We start from the raw sequence: 19,123 nt of genomic DNA, 5'->3' as shown, positions 1-19,123 counted from the left end.
ATAGAGACGTCGACAGACGTGTCTGCTCCTTGTTCTCTTCTTATTTTAAGGCCTGTCCAAGGAATCGGGGTGTGTAGCCCTTCTTCGACTTGGCAATCTGTTCCGGGGTGCCGACAGAGAGAACCTGTCCACCCTTACGACCGCCTTCCGGTCCCATGTCGATGATCCAGTCGGCCAGCTTGATGACATCGAGGTTATGCTCGATGATGATGACGGTGTTACCACGGTCCACCAGTTTCTGGAGCACATCCATCAGAATACGGATATCCTCGAAGTGGAGACCCGTCGTCGGCTCGTCGAGGATGTAAAGGGTCTTGCCGGTATCCCGCTTCGACAGTTCGGTGGCGAGCTTCACGCGCTGGCTCTCTCCGCCGGAGAGGGTGGTGGACGACTGCCCGAGCTTGATGTATCCCAGTCCGACATCCTGTATGGTCTTGATCTTACGGAGGATATCCGGTACGTTCTCGAAGAACTCCACGGCCTGGTTGATGGTCATGTCGAGCACGTCGGCGATCGACTTGCCCTTGTAGCGCACCTCGAGCGTCTCACGATTATAGCGTTTGCCATGACATTCCTCGCAGGGCACCTGGATATCCGGAAGGAAGTTCATCTCGATGGTCTTGTAACCGTTACCGCCACAGGCCTCGCAGCGCCCACCTTTCACGTTGAACGAGAAACGACCAGGCTTATAGCCTCGTATCTTGGCTTCGGGCAGGTTGACGAAGAGGCTCCTGATATCTGAGAAGACACCCGTATAGGTCGCCGGGTTGGAACGCGGCGTGCGCCCGATGGGCGACTGGTCTACGTTCACCACCTTGTCGATATGCTCCAAGCCCTCGATGCGATCGTAGGGCATGGGACGTTTCAGGGAACGGTAGAAATGATGTGAGAGGATGGGCTGCAGCGTCTCGTTGATAAGTGTGGACTTACCCGAGCCGCTGACACCTGTGACGAGGATGAGACAGCCGAGAGGGAACTCCACGTCGACGTGCTTGAGGTTATTGCCCGTGCATCCCAAAAGACGGAGACGCTTGCCGGAGCCCTTACGACGCTGCTGTGGCAGTTCGATCTTCTTCGTTCCGTTGAGGTATTGTGCCGTGACGGTATCGGTCTGCAGCATCTCCTGTGGGGTGCCTTGGAACACCACCTCACCGCCCTTGCGCCCGGCACGGGGACCGATGTCAACGATATAATCGGCATTCAGCATCATGTCCTCGTCGTGTTCTACCACGATGACGGTATTACCTAAGTCGCGGAGCTCCTTGAGCGACCTGATGAGTCGCTCGTTGTCGCGCTGATGCAGACCAATCGAGGGCTCGTCGAGGATGTAGAGCACGTTGACGAGTTGTGAGCCTATCTGTGTGGCAAGACGGATGCGCTGACTCTCACCGCCTGAGAGCGAGGCCGACTGGCGGTTGAGCGCCAGATAGTCGAGTCCGACCTCAAGCAGGAAGTCGAGTCGTGTCCGTATCTCCTTCAGTATCTCTGCTGCAATCTGCTGTTGCTGGTGGTCGAGGTGTTCCTCTACATGGTCAAGCCACTCGCGCAGTTCGGCGATATCCATCGAGGCGAGCTCAGCGATGTTCTTGTCCCAGATCTTATACGAAAGTGCCTCTCTGTTCAGACGTTGACCGTGGCACTCGGGGCACTCGCACTCGGCGAGGAACTGGTCGGCCCATTTCTGTCCGGCGGCGGAGTCGTCGTTGTCCATGACGTTGCGCAGGTATTTGATGATACCGTCGAAGGCCACGAAATAGTCGCTGGACGTGTGTACTAGATCCTTGTCGATGCGTACGTTCTCGATGGCACCGTAGAGCACCTCACTGAGCGCCTCGTCAGAGATATCCTGAATAGGAGTCTTGAGACTATAGTCGTATTTCTTCAGAATGGCGTCGATCTGCCAGAAGATCATCTGGTTCTTGTATTTGCCCAGTGGAACGATACCGCCGTCGTGGATGTTGACCTTGCGGTCGGGGATCACTTTCTTCAGGTCGATCTGGTTGATGACACCCAGTCCTTTGCAGTGAGGACAGGCGCCCTGTGGTGAGTTGAAAGAGAAGTTATTGGGGGCGGGGTCGGAATAGCTGATGCCTGTCGTAGGACACATCAGTCGTTTGGAAAAGTACTTCACCTCTCCCTGTCCGCTTCCCTTGGAAGCAGCGTCGGTGACATCGAGGATCATGATCAGACCGTCGCCCTGTTTCATGGCGATGGCAACAGACTTCTTGAGGCGTTCCTCAGACATCTGAGCTCCACCTCCTTCGGAAGAGATAGCGGGGAGGCTCAGCTTATCGATGACCACCTCGATATCATGGTTCTTGTAGCGGTCCACCTTCATGCCTCTGACAATCTCCTTCATCTCGCCGTCTATCCGTATGTTCAGGTAGCCCTTGCGGCGCATGGCCTCGAAGAGCTCACGATAGTGACCCTTACGACTGCGGACGAGAGGGGCCAGGATAAAGATCTTCCTACCGGCATAGTCGTGGAGAATCATGTCGAGCACTTTCTCCTCCGTATATTTCACCATCTCCTCGCCAGTGGCGTAGCTGTAGGCCTTGCCGGCTCTGGCGAAGAGCAGACGCAGGTAGTCGTATATCTCCGTCGTCGTGCCCACCGTGGAGCGCGGGTTTTTGTTGGTAGTCTTCTGCTCGATGCTGATGACAGGCGACAGGCCTGTGATCTTATCCACGTCGGGGCGCTCCAGTCCGCCAAGGAAGTTACGGGCATAGGCCGAGAAGGTCTCTATATAGCGCCGCTGCCCTTCGGCATAGATGGTGTCGAAGGCCAGTGAGGACTTGCCGCTGCCGCTGAGTCCTGTGATGACGGTGAGAGACTGGCGCGGAATCTCTACGTCGATATTCTTCAGGTTATGTACACGGGCACCGTATACGTTGATCTTATCGTCTTCTCTTCTCATGTCTTAGTTCGTCGTCGTTCTTTCAGTATATCCCCTCAGCAGGTTCACGTCTCTGCGGATATGATAGGTCCGTCCGTCGGCCCCCTTGGCCTTGACGAGTACAAAGTATACGCCGTCTTTCACATCCTTCCCGTGGTAGGTGCCGTCCCATCCGTCGGCAGGGTCGGTCCACTCGTAGAGCTTCTGTCCCCAGCGGTTGAAGATGTAGGCATGGAACTCCACAAGACTCTGGTAGTCCTTGGCCTTGTAGATGTCGTTGATACCGTCACCGTTAGGCGAGAAGGCGTTGGGGAACGAGAGCTTACTCTCGCTGACGGTGACACGTATCACGACGGAGTCGAGACGCTCACCGGTGTCCCCCTTACTGACCAGGAGGGTGACTCTTGTCGTACCCGAGGTGGTGAAGGTGTATTGTGTGTTCTCCTCGTAGCGTACCATCATATCCTTGGCCTCTCCCTCCGTGCGGAAGTGCCACTCATAGGTGGGCGAGTAGTCTTCCATGGCGGTCGGGTTGGCACGGAAGGTCACCGTCAGTGGCGCCTGTCCTGCGAAGTCATCCGAGGTCTCGGTCTCCGCCCCGTTCTCGTCGGCATAGATGGCCGTAGGGGCCACGGAGGGCCGACTGCTCTGAGCTAGGCAGACGAAGGGAATCATAGCCGCGAAGAGGGGTAGGATGATCTGTCTTGTTCTCATGTATATGATAGTCAATTGAACGACAAAGATACGAAGAAATGTGGGAATATGGAAGGATTTTTAGTTTTTTTCGTGCGACTATTTGATAAATAGGTAAACGGTTGTAGTGTTTGTGCCAACGATCAGACTGTCGCGGGGTGATGCTGCCTGCTCGTTCCTGATCGTCCGATTGTCAAGAAAGAATGCCTAAAAAAGTGCCCGTCTGAAGTTGCAAACCAGAACAGCCAGGGGGCCTCTTTTATCCTCTTTTTGCCCTGTTTTGGCGTATCCGGAGTGGAGAAGGGGACTACTTGGGGTACCCCCGGCATCTTACAGTCAAGGAGATAATCTCCACGACCGTAAGGGATGGCACTTACGAGAGAAGGAGATTATCTCTTATAGGGTATAGGGATCATCCCTTTCACTCGTGAACCCTATCTCCACGACTCATAGGCCCTATCTCCTTGACTGTAAATTCCTACCTCTGTGCGGTATTTGTATAACTGGCTTGTTTTCAGCTGAATACGGAAATGGTCCAAAACTCGCGCCTACGACCCGCACTTCGCCGTTGATGACCTTGGCGCGAGTTATGAGCGTCGATTTGTCAAGATAATTACTGCTGTCGTCAAGCGATATGATGGCCTGTGGGAACACTGTTTGGTCAAAAGATGCTAAATAATTCCTAATTCTTAATTCTCAATTCACAATTATTTTGTACTTTTGTAGGCGGTAAGGATAAAACTTGGATTTATGACTCGACTATTAAGATATTGTTTGCTGTTGGTGACTTTCTTCCTGGCTGTCGGCATCATGTCGGCACAAGTGACGGATTCCATACGTGGTCTGCACAAGGTGAAGAAGAAGGAGACCATCTTCGGCATCTCACGGATGTACGGTCTTTCTATCGAGGAACTGATCCAGGCCAACCCTGAGATGAAGACGCCCGGCTACGAGCTGAAGAAGGGATTCGTCTTGCGGATTCCGTATCCTGGTAAGTCTGCGGTCGTCTCCCAACCCGTGCAGTCGGCCTCTAAGAGTCGGCCCGATGATGTGCGTGATCGCGCCATCCGTCTGGGCGTGATGCTCCCCTTGCATGATCTTAATGGCGACGGCAAACGGATGACGGAGTACTACCGTGGCGTGTTGATGGCCTGCGACAGTCTGAAGAAGTTGGGTATCTCGGTGGATGTGCATGCGTGGAACGCGGCCGAGGATGCTGATATGCTGAAGATCCTGAAGGACAAGGCGGCAGCGGAGTGTGACTTGATTATCGGTCCGCTCTATTCCAAACAGGTGGCTCTCCTGTCGGATTTCGTTCAGGAGCATGATATCCGTCTGGTGATCCCGTTCTCGATCAATGCCCCGCAGCTCGCGACCAACCGTCATATCTTCCAGGTGTGGCAGTCGCCGACGGAGATCAACGAGACGACGATCACCCGTTTCATGGAGCGCTTCAAGAAATACCATCCTGTCATCATCGACTGCAACGATTCGACGAGCAAGAAAGGGACGTTCACGACAGGACTGCGCCGACAACTCGAACAGCGTGGCATCGTCTATTCCCTCACGAGCCTGAAATCGGGCGAGGAAGAGTTCTCGAAGGCCTTCAGTCGTAAGGAGCGTAATGTCGTCATCCTGAACACGGCCCGTTCGCAGGAGTTGGGCGTTGCCTTCGCCAAGCTCAACGGTCTGAAGCATACCTATCCGGAACTGGAGATCTCGATGTTCGGCTATACGGAGTGGCTGATGTACAACCGTGCGCATCTGGAGAACTACTACAAGTTTGATACTTATATCCCCTCGGTATTCTATTATAATCCAGTCTCGCCGGCTACACAACGGTTCCAGCAGAAATACCGTTGGAATTTCCATGCCGACATGCAGAGCGTGCAGCCACGCTTTGCCATCACAGGCTTCGACCATGCCTATTTCTTCCTGAGAGGACTGAACAAGTATGGCATGAAGTTCAATGGGGCAAAGGGTATGTTCGGCTATCTGCCTATTCAGACAGCCTTACAGTTCGAGCGTTATGGCAATGGCGGCCTGCGCAACAGGACATTCCTCTTTGTTCACTATACGCCAGACCATGTGATCGAGACGATTAACTACTAACTGACGGGAGTCAAGGAACGCATTCTGTTTTATGAAGATAGTATTTGAGAAAATGATAGTGGGAAGATGGAAGCTGGTCATGTTGACGTTGGTCTTCGCTTTCCGCTTTTCGCTCATCACGTCGTATGCCCAGGTCGGCGAGTATCGTACCGACTTCGCCCTGGGTGTGAACGGCGGATATGTGATGAGTAATGTGTCTTTCGTTACGAAGGTCCCACAGGGATTGTTAGGGGGACTGACCGGCGGACTGACCGCCCGTTATACGTGTGAGAAATATTTCCATAGCATCTGTGCCGTCGTGGCGGAGGTGAACTATGCGCAGATAGGATGGAAGGAGAAGATCCTGACGATGGATGATAAGCCTGTGCCCTTGCATACGGACGAGACGCAGTCGCTGAGATACTCACGGAAGATGACGTACGTGCAGGTGCCCCTTCTGGCTCGTATGGGTTGGGGCCGCGAACGGAACGGTTTCCAGGGCTTCTTCCAGATAGGACCGCAGATAGGCTTCTATATGAAGGATGAGGTGGATGCCAATTTCGATGTGCGCCAGCCGGCGTTCGATCCAGGCAGGGACTACCCCAGGGAACAGAATCCGGAGTACCAGTACTATGGCAAGCGCGCCTCGCAGGTCGTGGCGCAGGATACCATGACGGTGAAGAACAAGTTTGACTACGGCATCGCCGTAGGTGCTGGTATGGAGTACAGTCATCGTCATCTGGGGCATTTCCTCATCGAGGGCCGTTATTACTATGGACTGGGGAACATCTATGGTGATTCGAAGCGTGACTACTTCGGACGGTCGAACTTCGGCAATATCGTCATCAAATGTACCTATCTGTTTGATATCGTCAGAACAAAAAACACTAAAATAAAATAATTAAAACATGTTCGAAAATCAACCAAAAAGTTTATTCGCGTTGGCATTGGCCAACACAGGTGAGCGCTTCGGCTACTACACGATGCTCGCCGTTTTCGCATTGTTCCTCCGTGCAAACTACGGACTCGATGCTGGTTGGGCAGGGGAGATCTACAGCGACTTCCTAATGCTCGTCTATTTCCTGCCTATCGTAGGCGGTTGGCTGGCCGACCGTTACGGCTTTGGTCGGATGGTGACCATCGGTATCCTCATCATGTTCGCAGGCTACCTGTTGCTCTCAGTGCCCTTGGGCGGTGATACGCTGGCACTGGTCGTGATGCTGGCCGCATTGGTGCTCATCGGTCTGGGTACTGGTCTCTTCAAGGGAAACCTCCAGGTGATGGTGGGCGATCTCTATAATGATCCGAAGTATGCCTCGCAGCGTGACTCGGGCTTCTCGATCTTCTACATGGCTATCAACATCGGTGCACTCTTCGCTCCGACGGCGGCCGTGCGCATCATGGAATGGGCCCAGCAGAACCTCGGCACAAGCGTCAACGACTCTTATCACTTTGCCTTTGCCGTGGCATGTGCCTCACTGATCCTCTCTATTGCCATCTACTATATCTTCCGTGGAACCTTCCGTCATGTGGAGGGCGGCACGAAGAAGGAGGGGGTGCAGGCTGAGGTCGAGGAACTGTCGAAGGAGGAGACGAAAGCGCGTATCGTGGCTCTCTGCCTGGTCTTCGCGGTGGTTATCTTCTTCTGGATGGCTTTCCATCAGAACGGTCTGTCGCTGACCTATTTCGCCGATGAGTTCACGGCTAGGACGTCGACAGGTGTCGAGAGTATGGCCTTCAGCGTGTGGAACCTCGTGGCCATCATCTTTATCGTCTATGCCCTGTTCTCACTGTTCCAGTCGAAGACTGCTAAGGGTAAGGCCATCTCTTTCGCTGTCATCGTGGTGGCTGTGGCCTTCCTGTTCTTCCAGTACGATGCGACGACGGGGCAGATCGTTGCTGTCTCGGCGCCTATCTTCCAGCAGTTCAACCCCTTCTATGTGGTGGCTCTGACACCTGTCAGCCTCGCCATTTTCGGCAGTCTGTCGGCCAAGGGTAAGGAGCCCTCAGCACCGCGTAAGATCGCTTATGGTATGGTGGTGGCCGGACTGGCTTACTGTCTGATGGCTGTCGCCTCGTTCGGACTGCCGATGCCGCAGACGACTGTTGGTGCCGACGGTGAATCCGTGGCCGTGCATGTGGCTGATGTCACACCGCAGTTGCTCATCTATACTTATCTGATTCTGACATTCGCCGAGCTGTTGCTATCGCCGATGGGTATCTCTTTCGTCTCGAAGGTGGCTCCTCCGAAGTATAAGGGTCTGATGATGGGTGGCTGGTTCGTGGCTACCGCCATCGGTAATAAGCTGGTTGGTGTGGGTGGCTATCTGTGGGGTAATATTCCTCTCTGGGCCGTATGGAGTGTCTTCATCGCACTCTGTCTCATCTCCGCAGTCTTTATGTTCTCCATCATGAAACGACTAGAGAAGGTGTGCTGAACCTGATACCCTTTTTAGTGCTCATCGCACTTATAACATGTTGCGTTACCGTCTTCGGTAACGCAACATTGGATGGGGCCAGTCAGGTCTCACTGCTGGTGGCATCGGCTGTCAGTGTGCTCATCGGTCATTTCTCTGGGCATCTGAAGTGGGAGAACCTGGAGAAGGAGGTGACGGATAAGATAGCCAGTTGTACACCGGCCATCATCATCCTTCTGCTGATTGGTGCCATTGGTGGCACGTGGATGGTGTCGGGCATTGTGCCTACGATGATTTATTATGGCATGCAACTGATTCGTCCAGAGGTGTTCTTGGTAAGCAGCAGCTTGCTCTGTGCCTTGGTGAGTCTCATGGTCGGTTCCTCATGGACCACCGTCGCTACGATCGGTGTCGCTCTGATGGGCATCGGAAAGGCACATGGCTTTGACGACGGATGGATCGCTGGCTCGATTATCACAGGGGCCTACTTCGGCGATAAGCTCTCGCCGCTGTCGGACACGACCGTTCTTGCCTCAAGTGTGTCAGGAACACCGCTCTTTACGCATATCCGATATATGCTCTACACGACAGTACCCACTTTCTGTATATCACTTTCCATCTTCCTGATAGCTGGTCTGACGATGGATGTCTCTGGGCATGGAAACGTGTCGGAGTTCATGGACGGTCTCCAGCATACCTTCGTCATCTCCCCGTGGCTGTTGATCGTACCCGTGTTGACGGGCGTCATGATTGCTCGTCGTTGGCCCTCGATGGTAGTGCTTTTCTTGGCCATCCTTCTTGCGGTTGTCGTCGCATTGGTTGTTCAGACACCGCTCGTCCATGCCATCTCTGAGGATGCAGAGGGTGGATTACTGGCCTCGTACAAAGGTATGATGCGGGTTTGTTATGGTAGTACGAACATAGAGACGGGTGTGCCAATGCTCAATGATCTGGTCCATACGAGTGGTATGGCGGGCATGATGCCGACAATCTGGCTGATTATCTGTGCCCAGACCTTTGGCGGTGCGCTTACGGCAACCGGTCAGTTACAGGATCTGATGCGCAGGGTCTTACGTCTCGTCAAGAGTACCGCCTCACTGGTGGCCTCTACTGTTGGTACGGCTCTCTTCTGCAATATCGCTACGGCTGATCAGTTCCTGTCGATCATGCTCTCCAGTTCTATGTTTAGGGAGACTTATCGGGAGAAGGGATATGAATCTCGTCTGCTGAGCCGTAGCTGTGAGGATGGTGCGACCGTCACTTCCGTGCTTGTGCCATGGAACACCTGTGGTCTGACGCAGAGTACTGTGCTTGGTGTGGCCACACTGACTTATCTGCCTTTCTGTTTCTTTAACTATCTTTCTCCTTTGACGAGTATCGTTGTTGCCGCCAGTGGATGGAAGATACATCGGACGAATAACAATCACTAAAAAACGATATCTGCTATGTCAATGTTTCTTGGACTTCTTATTTCTTCATTCCTCACATTGGTGGAGTATAATGTGGAGAATATCTTTGATACGCATCATGACGAGGGAAAGGATGATACGGAGTATCTGCCGGATGCCACTCGCCAGTGGACGGAAAAGCGTTATTGGAAGAAGTTGGACTGTATTGGGAAGGCTATCCTCTCTTGTTCCGAAGAGGGCATACCCGACTTGGTCGCCTTGTGTGAGGTGGAGAATGAGGTGACAATGCACGACCTGACCAAGCGCTCTCTCCTTCGGAATGCGGGATATGAGTATGTGATGACATCGTCGCCCGATGCCCGAGGTGTGGATGTGGCACTGCTTTATTCGCCGTTTTCCTTCTCTCTGGTCCGCTCATATGGCATTAGATTACCATTGATAGAGGGCATGAGACCGACACGTGATATTCTCTATGCTTGTGGTCAGTTGGTCTCGGGTGATACCTTACATGTGTTCGTGGTGCATGCTCCCAGCCGGCATGGAGGAGAGAAGGCTAGTCGACCGTTCCGCCTTCATGCTGCTGATCGGCTGTTGCAGTCGGTGGACTCTATCCGAGCTCTGTCACCGGATGCCTCAATCGTTATCACGGGTGATTTCAATGACTACCATGATTCCCCGGCATTGTTACGACTGTGTCAACATCATCTGAAGAATGTCACGAAAGAGGCTCCTGCCCGTTACGGCGTAGCAGGTACCTATCGATACAGGGGGGAATGGAACAGTCTGGATCATGTACTGGTGTCTCCTGTCGTAGCAGCTAAGGTGGATACGGCATTCATACAGTCGGAGAAGTTCTTGTTGGAAAAGGATAAGTTCTACGGCGGTTATCTGCCACGTCGAACCTACAAGGGTATGAAGTATCAGAAGGGCTATAGCGACCATCTCCCGTTAGTCACCCGATTCCGCTGGTAGCAGACGATCAGATAAGATACAGAATAATCAAGGCCCTATGAAGTAGGGCCTTGATTGGTTTATAGTGACAGCATGTTATACGCTTTCGTCTGTGGAATGAATTCCGGACTCAGCAGGTCGCGTTCTGCTTTGTACGACATGGTCTTGATACCTGCCAGACGGAATAGCATATGACAGACATTATCGGTCGTGAACTCCCGGTCGGCGGCCTGTTTGATTGTCTCCCATTCCGCCGTGTGCGACTGCTTCCATTTCTCAGAACACCAGACGATAAAGGGAATCTCTATCTGGTTCTTGATCAGTTCAGGCGTTATCTGATCTTGGCTAAGAATCTGTCGACCATAGAAGTCGCGGTAGTCGTACACCTCCTCACCATGGTCGGGGAAATAGATGAGTAAGGCGTTGGTCTCCTTCTCCATTGTCATGATCTGGTGGATAACAGCATCGTTATACCGAGTGGCATTGGCGTATTCGGCGATACGCTGACGACTCTCTTCATTGAGGTAGGGAGCATTGTCTTTGACATCCTTGGCAGTGAACACCTGATATTCCGGCACGTGAGGATACTGTGTGGTAGCAAGGAAATGCTGGCCTCCCAGATGGAAGATGATCAGGTTCCGTTTTCCCAGTCTGCCTTTTGTCTTCTTTTCGAAATCAGTGATGAGTCCTCCATCATAGGGCGCACCTGATTCGTTGATGGCCGTATAGGATAACTGCTGGATCCGCTCGTTGAACATTACCGAGTTGAGTGTAAAGGCCCAGGCTGCATCAGGATTCCATTTGTATTGGTTGTCCCAGAGCCACACATCATATCCTGCTTTCTTGAAGATGGCGGGGAAATACGGATAATCATACCAGCGTTCGTTCTCATGGACATTGTTGCTGCAGAGCACGTTCTTGAGGACGATACTGGTCATGTTGTGTGGCGACTTGACACGACTGAAAGCACAGAGTCTGTCCTCTGTCCGTTCTTCGCATTGGTATGGTGTGGTATCAAGGGTATAGCCGTAAAGTGAGGCATGATATTTGTTGTAAGACTCACCGATGACCACGATGATGTTCAGTGAATCACCGTTTTCGCAACTGACATCCTTGATGGCCTCTTCTGTTGCCCTGATCATGCTGTCGAGGTCTTGTCCTGCCAGATGGATCGCACTTAACGAATAGCATAGGTTGGGCATAGGCATACCATAGCGGAAAGGAACGTTCATCAGCCATCGTTCGGCCTCATAGGTGTTCCTGCATTTGATAAGACCAGCATATCTCCCAATGGCTGTGGCTCCGCAGATAACACCTGTGAGCACGAGAACAGTCAGCAGACATCTGATGACAGGCAGATTCAGTCTCTTACTGATCGCTTTCCTGAAACGCTCTCCGACGATGATCATGGTCAGTACAATGACGAAGGCACCAACGGTCTTGAGCATGCCGTCAGTCATCATATAGGTCTTGAAGAAGCCGGACACCTCCTTCGTGTTCGTCTCAAACATCAGAAGAAGGATCTTTGGAGAGATGTCTGTGCCAAAGGAATATCTCAGGTAGAAATTCACGATATAGACAACGAACAGTATGACATACAGGAGAAGATGTATACGAGTCTTCCTGAGAAGGTAACATACGACGTTGATGAGGTATGCCATGAAGATCATCTCCGCATAGCCCGACAGGATATCGCAGGTCTTATATTCGTGATAGAGGTGTTGATAGTAGAGAAGATCGAAGCCGCCCAGCATCAGAATGGAAAGAGCAAATAGGGGGATATTCCAATAGACAGGGGTTGTTATACAGGTGATACCTTTTGTAGAGATCTGTTTGATGGTTTGTAGGAGATGATGGTTCATGATAACAATTCATTTCTGGATATTGGGTCGTTGTAGACCATACCCTTTTTTCTTGTCGACGTACAACATGGACACGGCAATGATGGCTGCCCCCAGTGCCGTAAAACCGAAGATCAGCATCGATGTCGTATAGGTTGGGTCGGTCTCGTTGGCACGTCCCACGCAGACTGGTATGACAGCACGTCCGAAGTTCTGGATGAAAAAGATCATCGAATAGGCCGTGCCGAGACATTTCATGGGGATAATCTTAGGTACGCAGGGCCACAAGGCTGCAGGAGCCAGTGAATAACCGATAGAGAGGATCACCATCAGTGTGATGGCGATGGTGCTGCTGTGCATGGGTAGTGAGAAACCGAAATGGACGGCGGTCAGCATGAGGGCACCAGTGATGACCAGTGTCACGCCTTTACCATAGCGGTCGTAGATGAGTCCGAAGAGTGGTGTCATCAGGATCGTGCCGAAGGGGGCTATTGATGAGAAGAAGCCTGCCAAGTCTGCGTCCACACCATACTTGATAACCATCAGTTTGGTAGAGAACTTCAAGAATGGTGATACGGCGGAGTAAAAGAGCACGCAGAAGAGTGTGATCAGCCAGAAGCCGGGGTTACGGAGCGTCATACCGATATCGGAGAAACGGAACTCGTCGCTGCTGTCCTCAGATCTGACAGATGATCCGGCATCGGCGGATTTGTCTAATCGACGGTCCATCACGCAGAACACGAGGAACGCCAATAGCCCGATGATCAGAAAGGCCAGACTAAGGAGCAGGGGCGTAGAGAGGGAGAAGTGACGCGCTATCGGGGCAGAGATGCTGAGCGCGGCGGCTGTCCCCAGTCGGGCCATTGCCAGTTGGATGCCCATGGCCAGGGCAAGTTCATGACCTGTAAACCAGCGCACCATCGCCTTGGCGACCGTGATGCCTGTCATCTCATAGCCTACACCGAAGATGGCAAAGCCAAGACTGGCAACCGTTACAGACATGGGTAACTCGAAGCCTGCTAATGAGAAAACGGCCTCACCGAAATGTGCCGTGATGCCGTAGTACTTGAGAAGAGTTCCCGCTACCATCAGACTACAGGCGAGGACACCAGTGAAACGGATGCCCATCTTGTCGAGAATCAGTCCTGAGAAGAACAGCATGAGCAGAAAGACGTTGATCAGTCCGCTCGATCCGGAGAAGAATCCGTAGTCGCTAGGTGTCCATCCAAGACCGCCTGCCTCTTTCGGTAATTCCAACAACGTTTCCAGTGGCGACATGACGTCGTTTACGAAATAGCCCATCATCATGGCTGTTGCTACAATGAGCAGGACAGTCCATCGTGCCATGGGCGAGTCGTTGAGTCGTTGTCGGATTACCTCGGTCACGGTTGTCGCTATTTCTTCTTAACGGGGTCGCAAGTCAGATTACAGCCAAGCTTCTTGAAGATCTTGCGATCTACCTCTGAAAGCATGACCGTGGTGTGTACTTGACAATTGCGAAGCTTCGGCAACTGAGCCAAAGCCTTACGGCAATTCTCATCGTGAGTGGAGAGGACACTGAGTGCTACCAACACCTCGTCAGTATGCAAACGCGGGTTCTTACCACCCAGATATTCTATCTTCGTCTTCTGAACGGGTTCGATGAGACTCTGCGGAATGAGTTTTGCCTCGTGGTCGATCTCTGCCAGATACTTGGTGGCATTGAGTAGAAGAGCAGCACTGCAACCAAGAAGTGGCGTCGATTTGGCGGTGATGATGGTACCGTCCTCAAGTTCGATGGCTGCTGCCTGCAGACCAGTCTCCAGTTTCTTCTCGTAAGCAGCTGTCGTGACAGGGCGGAAAGCAGTGGTTATCTTCGCCTGATTGAAGAGCATGCGGATCTTGTTAACCTCACTCTCGTTGTCTGCGCCATCAGCCATCTTGTTGGTCGCATCGTAGAAACGACGGATGATTTCTTCCTTGGAGGCTTTGCAGCACACTTCATCGTCGCTGATGCAGAAGCCGATCATATTGACACCCATGTCTGTCGGCGACTTGTAGGGATTCTCACCATAGATACCCTCGAAGAGCGCATTCAGTACAGGGAAGATCTCAATATCGCGATTGTAGTTGACAGCCGTCTTCCCGTAGGCTTCCAGATGGAAGGGGTCGATCATGTTCACATCGTTCAGGTCGGCAGTGGCTGCTTCATAGGCGATGTTCACAGGATGCTTCAGCGGCAGGTTCCATACAGGGAAGGTCTCGAACTTGGCATAGCCGGCTCGGATGCCGCGCTTGTTCTCATTGTATAGCTGCGAGAGACAGGTTGCCATCTTACCGCTACCAGGACCAGGAGCAGTCACGATCACCAGCGGACGGGTGGTCTCTACATAGTCGTTCTTTCCAAAACCTTCATCAGATGCGATGAGCTCCACATTATGCGGGTAACCGTCGATGGGGTAGTGGATATACGACTTGATGCCCTCGCGCTGCAGACGGTGACGGAACTGGTCGGCAGCATGCTGACCGTTGTAGTGGGTAATGACAACTGAGCCTACCATGAAGTTACGACTCATGAATTCATCACGCAGACGGAGCACATCCTCGTCATAGGTGATGCCCAAGTCGGCACGTACTTTGTTCTTCTCAATATCCTCTGCACTGATAACAATGAGGATTTCGATGCTGTCGCGTAACTGAGCCAGCATGCGTAGTTTTGAGTCGGGCTTGAAACCTGGTAATACGCGTGAGGCGTGATGGTCGTCGAAGAGCTTACCACCTAACTCCATATAGAGCTTGCCGTCAAACTGAGCAATGCGCTCTTTGATATGCTCAGATTGTATCTTGAGATATTTGTCGTTATCGAAACCTATTTTCATAATAGCAGTGTATCTATGTGTTGATGTATTCCCTTGTTTACTCCGTGATGTTCGGAAGCTCCAGACCGATGCCTTTCTTACGGTCCACTACCTTAAGGACCAGCCCCAGGAGCAGGGCTGCCACACCCAGTGAGGCAAGCATGACGAGTGGAGCCGTATAATCGTAGCTGACAGCTGCTACATCGGGAGCAATCGTACCGTTCTTCACTCCCTCGACAATCTGCGGGTTGGTCTGGTCGAGCACCTTGCCGATGAGCAGGGGGAACAACCACAGACCGATGTTCTGAATCCAGAAGATCAGGGCATAGGCAGAGCCAATGACCTTAGCGTCAACCAACTTAGGCACTGAGGGCCACAGAGCGGCAGGCACCAGAGAGAACGAGGCACCCAATACGAGTATCGTCGTGTAGGCGATGATGATACCTCCCACGGCACTGTCCTTGAACATCGGCAGTACGAAAGCAAAGGTGAGGTGGCAGGCGATGAGCAGGAGCGATCCCAGTACCAGCATGGATGCAGCCTTTCCGTGATGATCGAGGTAGCTGCCCAGAATCGGGGTGATGAGCACGGCCAGCAGTGGGAATACTGCGAAGATGCTCTCTGCCGACTGGCGCATGAAGCCCATATAGCAATAAGTGATAAGTGCTGCGATTGACAAACCTAGCAAACCGTACTTCAGGTTGGCTTTCTTCTGGAAGTTTGAGGCGAAGCCGGCTGCGGCCACGACCAGCATGATCACATACTGGAAGATTGTTACGCTCGATGAGGCCCAGAACGAGTCGGCGTCAGGTGCCGTGAGTGTGAGGTTACACTGAAGCATATTCACGGCATACTTCTGGAAGGGGAAGATAGCGGAGTAGTAGAGCACACAAAGCAGTGCCACGATCCAGAAGCCCATGTCGGTCAGTATCTTGCCAAGGTCCGAGATCTTGAAGGGGTCGTCCTTCTCTTCGGCCTCACCAGTCTGAGTGTCAAGTTTCTTGTCCATGAAGAAATAGACGATTGACATGATCAGAGCAATGCACATCAGTACGACACCGAAGGCGACGCTGCGGCTGACGCTGACCTCACCGCCCAGACGGGCAAAGAACGGAGAGAAGATCATACAGGTGGCTACACCCAGACGGGCCAGAGCCATCTCGGATCCCATGGCCAGAGCCATCTCACGGCCTTTGAACCATTTCACGATACCGCGGCTAACGGTGATGCCTGCCATCTCACAGCCACATCCGAAGATCATGAAGCCACAGGCCGCAAACTTAGCTGAGGCAGGCATACCCTCGTAGAAGGGCGATACACCCAACTCATCGAAGACGGGGATGTAGTTGAGGTTGTTGTTAAACCATGTCTCAAGTCCACTTCCCATGAACGCCTCCGTCACCGCATACCATTTCACGCATGCACCAACGAGCATCACTGCGGCAGAGAGTACGGCTGTAAAGCGCACACCCATCTTGTCGAGGATGATTCCTGCGAAGATCAGGAAGAATACGAATACGTTGAGGAAAACCTCTGAACCCTGCATGGTTCCAAAGGCAGTGGAGTCCCAACCGCGAGTCTCTTGCATCAGGTCCTTGATGGGTGAGAGGATATCCATGAAGATGTAGGCACAGAACATGGCTAGTGCCAGAAGTAGTAGCGCTGTCCAGCGCATGGCTGCAGAGTCGCGCAGTGTTTTTTGAATTGCTTGAGTCATTATTCTATTACTTTATATTTTGCATCTATCGGTTTGCTCCGGGGAAACTCCCACTTTGCTCCGAGGAAAGTCCCACTTTGCTCCGAGGAAAGTCCCTCTCTACTTTAACCAACGATCGAGCCAGTTGAAGAACGTGCGCTGCCAGAGTATACCGTTCTGTGGCTTCAGCACCCAGTGGTTCTCGTCGGGGAAGATCAGCAACTCTGCCGGTATGCCACGCATACGGGCGGCATTGAATGCACCCATTCCCTGGTTGTAGACGATACGATAGTCTTTCTCGCCGTGGATACACAGGATAGGCGTGTCCCATTTGTCGACAAACTTATGGGGTGAATACTCGTAGGTACGTGTGGCATTAGCGGTCTGATCCTGGTTCCAATAGGCATCGTCGTATTCCCAGTTGGAGAAGAATACCTCTTCTGTGTCGGTATACATCGACTCCAGGTTGAAGGCACCGTCATGGGCGATGAAAGCCTTGAAACGCTTGTCGTGGTGACCAGCGAGATAGTAGACGGAGAACCCTCCGAACGAGGCACCCACGGCACCCAGCTTGTCTTTGTCGACATAGGGCAGGTTGTTAGCCGCATCATCGATGGCAGCGAGATAATCTTTCATGCACTGACCTGTCCAGTCGCCAGAGATCTGCTCCAGCCATTCCTGGCCGAAACCAGGTAGTCCGCGACGGTTAGGAGCTACGACGACATAGCCGTGGGAAGCCATGATCATGAAGTTCCAGCGATAGCTCCAGAATTGTGATACGGGACTCTGTGGACCACCCTCGCAGAAGAGCAAGGTGGGGTATTTCTTAGACTCGTCGAAGTTAGGTGGCAGGATAATCCACGTGAGCATGTCTTTGCCATCGGTAGTCTTCACCCAACGCTGTTGAACGGTGGGCTTGCCGAGTTGGTCGAGGATATGCTTGTTCTCGAAGGTGAGTTGCGTGACAGTGGTCTTCTCTGGCTTCTTAAAGGATGGCGTTACCACATAGAGGTCGGCAGGTGCTGTGTAAGAGTGGCGCTCCATGAGCAGCTGACGGCCATTGTTCATCAGGTGGATGGATCCGAAGTCGGCCCAAGTGTTGGTGAGTTGTTTCATTTCACCTTTCCAGTTGACGGCATAGAGATTCTCTGTGGCATGCCATACGCCGATGAAGTAGATCATCGCATCCTTAGAGTCGCTCCATACGAACTCATCGACGTTTGAGTCGAACGATTCCGTGAGATAGCGCTTTTCACCTGTAGCGAGGTTATAGCAGCACAGACGGTTACGGTCGGCCTCATAGCCGTTGCGCTCCATCGACAGCCACGCGATATACTTGCCGTCGGGCGAGAACTGGGGGTTGGTATCGTAGCCTACATTGTTCTTCAGGTTCTCCTCCGCATTGACCTTCTGGTATTTCATCGTCTTGGTAGGGTCGATCTCCGGCTCTACATATCCCTCCGGCTTGCAGAGGTTCTTTGTCTCTCCTGTACCTATATTATATAGGTAGATGTCGGAGTCGGTGGAGATGGCGTAGTTGATGCCTGTCTTTTTGCGGCAGGTATAGGCGATGGATTTCGAGTCGTTGCTCCATGCCAGTTGCTCAATCCCTCCGAAAGGCTCCATCGGGCACTCGTAGGGCTCGCCCTCAAGGATGTCTATACCGTCTTTGATGCCATCGGCAGTCACGTCAGCCACAAAGGGGTGTAGAATACTTTCCACATAGTGGTCCCAGTGACGGTACATCAGATCGGTCACCAGTCGGCCCGACGCCTTGGGCAGATCATCCGGGTTCTTCTTGATGATCTCGTTGAAGTCGATCGAGTGGAGCAGGATGACCTTACTGCCATCGGGTGAGAACTTGAAACCTTCGATGTCCTTGGATGTGTTGGATATCTGCTTGCGTTCAGAGCCGTCGGCATTCATCACCCAGAGCTGGCCATCGCACAAGAAGGCAATCTTGCCCTGATACCATGTGGGATCGGTCTCGCTCTTAGAGCCCGTGGTCAGCGTGGTGTTACCTGTACCATCGGCATTGATAACTGCAATCTTTTGTTGGCTCTTGTTGGCCTTGACGCTGTAGTAACCGATCTGGTATACAATCTGCTTACCGTCGGTACTTGCCTCTGCACTACCGATGCGCCCCATCGCCCATAGGGCCTCGGGGGTCATCAGGTCAGTTGACAACTTGATATTCTGTTTTCCGATCTTCACGTCGTCTTTTGCTTTTGAGGTGAGAGGGTGTAGTGTGAGTAATGCGAACAGAACTACGAGGGTTGATATCTTTTTCAT

At 52.5% G+C, this 19,123-nt stretch carries 12 protein-coding genes; 5 read left to right on the top strand and 7 right to left on the bottom strand.

Going from position 1 to position 19,123, the window contains the following annotated elements; translation table 11 throughout:
• Nucleotides 1-40: 40 nt before the first annotated feature.
• Together uvrA and BMY63_RS03415 are read right to left on the bottom strand one after the other, a co-directional pair.
• Nucleotides 41-2,917 carry an excinuclease ABC subunit UvrA gene (uvrA, locus tag BMY63_RS03420; RefSeq protein WP_091914707.1) on the bottom strand — a complete coding sequence of 959 codons (2,877 nt, stop codon included), beginning with the start codon at nt 2,915-2,917 and terminating at the stop codon, nt 41-43.
• A gap of 3 nt (nt 2,918-2,920) precedes the next feature.
• Nucleotides 2,921-3,610, bottom strand: coding sequence for a T9SS type B sorting domain-containing protein (locus BMY63_RS03415; RefSeq protein ID WP_091914705.1), 690 nt, complete (start codon nt 3,608-3,610; stop codon nt 2,921-2,923).
• Nucleotides 3,611-4,339: 729 nt separating this feature from the next.
• On the opposite strand from BMY63_RS03415, the gene BMY63_RS03410 reads away from it, so the two are divergent.
• The 5 genes from BMY63_RS03410 to BMY63_RS03390 all read left to right on the top strand — a co-directional run bounded on the left by BMY63_RS03410 (nt 4,340) and on the right by BMY63_RS03390 (nt 10,478).
• Complete coding sequence (locus BMY63_RS03410; RefSeq protein ID WP_091914703.1) at nt 4,340-5,701, top strand: PBP1 and LysM peptidoglycan-binding domain-containing protein; 1,362 nt, start codon at nt 4,340-4,342, stop codon at nt 5,699-5,701.
• A gap of 79 nt (nt 5,702-5,780) precedes the next feature.
• The gene (locus BMY63_RS03405) at nt 5,781-6,581 is read left to right on the top strand and encodes a porin family protein (protein WP_091914967.1); all 801 of its coding nucleotides are present in this window, start codon (nt 5,781-5,783) and stop codon (nt 6,579-6,581) included.
• 7 nt (nt 6,582-6,588) lie between these two features.
• Nucleotides 6,589-8,118, top strand: coding sequence for a peptide MFS transporter (locus tag BMY63_RS03400; RefSeq protein ID WP_091914701.1), 1,530 nt, complete (start codon nt 6,589-6,591; stop codon nt 8,116-8,118).
• Nucleotides 8,112-9,527 (top strand): Na+/H+ antiporter NhaC, encoded by a 1,416-nt coding sequence (nhaC, locus tag BMY63_RS03395; protein WP_091914699.1) that lies wholly within the window; start codon nt 8,112-8,114, stop codon nt 9,525-9,527. Before BMY63_RS03400 ends, nhaC begins: the two co-directional genes overlap by 7 nt.
• A 21-nt stretch (nt 9,528-9,548) precedes the next feature.
• A complete protein-coding gene (locus BMY63_RS03390; protein ID WP_091914697.1) occupies nt 9,549-10,478 on the top strand; it encodes an endonuclease/exonuclease/phosphatase family protein in 930 nt (309 codons plus the stop codon).
• A 59-nt stretch (nt 10,479-10,537) separates the two neighbouring features.
• On the opposite strand, the gene BMY63_RS03385 is transcribed toward BMY63_RS03390, so the two are convergent.
• From BMY63_RS03385 to BMY63_RS03365, 5 genes are all read right to left on the bottom strand, one after another.
• Nucleotides 10,538-12,319 carry a phosphoethanolamine transferase gene (locus BMY63_RS03385; protein ID WP_091914695.1) on the bottom strand — a complete coding sequence of 594 codons (1,782 nt, stop codon included), beginning with the start codon at nt 12,317-12,319 and terminating at the stop codon, nt 10,538-10,540.
• Between the two features lie 9 nt (nt 12,320-12,328).
• The gene (locus tag BMY63_RS03380) at nt 12,329-13,684 is read right to left on the bottom strand and encodes an MFS transporter (RefSeq protein WP_091914693.1); all 1,356 of its coding nucleotides are present in this window, start codon (nt 13,682-13,684) and stop codon (nt 12,329-12,331) included.
• Nucleotides 13,685-13,692: 8 nt separating this feature from the next.
• Nucleotides 13,693-15,156 (bottom strand): DUF1846 domain-containing protein, encoded by a 1,464-nt coding sequence (locus BMY63_RS03375; RefSeq protein WP_091899749.1) that lies wholly within the window; start codon nt 15,154-15,156, stop codon nt 13,693-13,695.
• Between the two features lie 37 nt (nt 15,157-15,193).
• Entirely contained in the window at nt 15,194-16,852 is a 1,659-nt protein-coding gene (locus BMY63_RS03370; RefSeq protein ID WP_091914691.1) for an MFS transporter, read from the bottom strand.
• Between the two features lie 99 nt (nt 16,853-16,951).
• Nucleotides 16,952-19,123 carry a dipeptidyl-peptidase Dpp5 gene (locus BMY63_RS03365; protein ID WP_091914690.1) on the bottom strand — a complete coding sequence of 724 codons (2,172 nt, stop codon included), beginning with the start codon at nt 19,121-19,123 and terminating at the stop codon, nt 16,952-16,954.

Origin of the sequence: Prevotella aff. ruminicola Tc2-24, from assembly GCF_900110895.1 — a bacterium.
Taxonomy (GTDB): domain Bacteria; phylum Bacteroidota; class Bacteroidia; order Bacteroidales; family Bacteroidaceae; genus Prevotella.
Note: the sequence above shows the minus strand (reverse complement) of the source record. Positions and strands in the feature narration are given on the sequence as shown.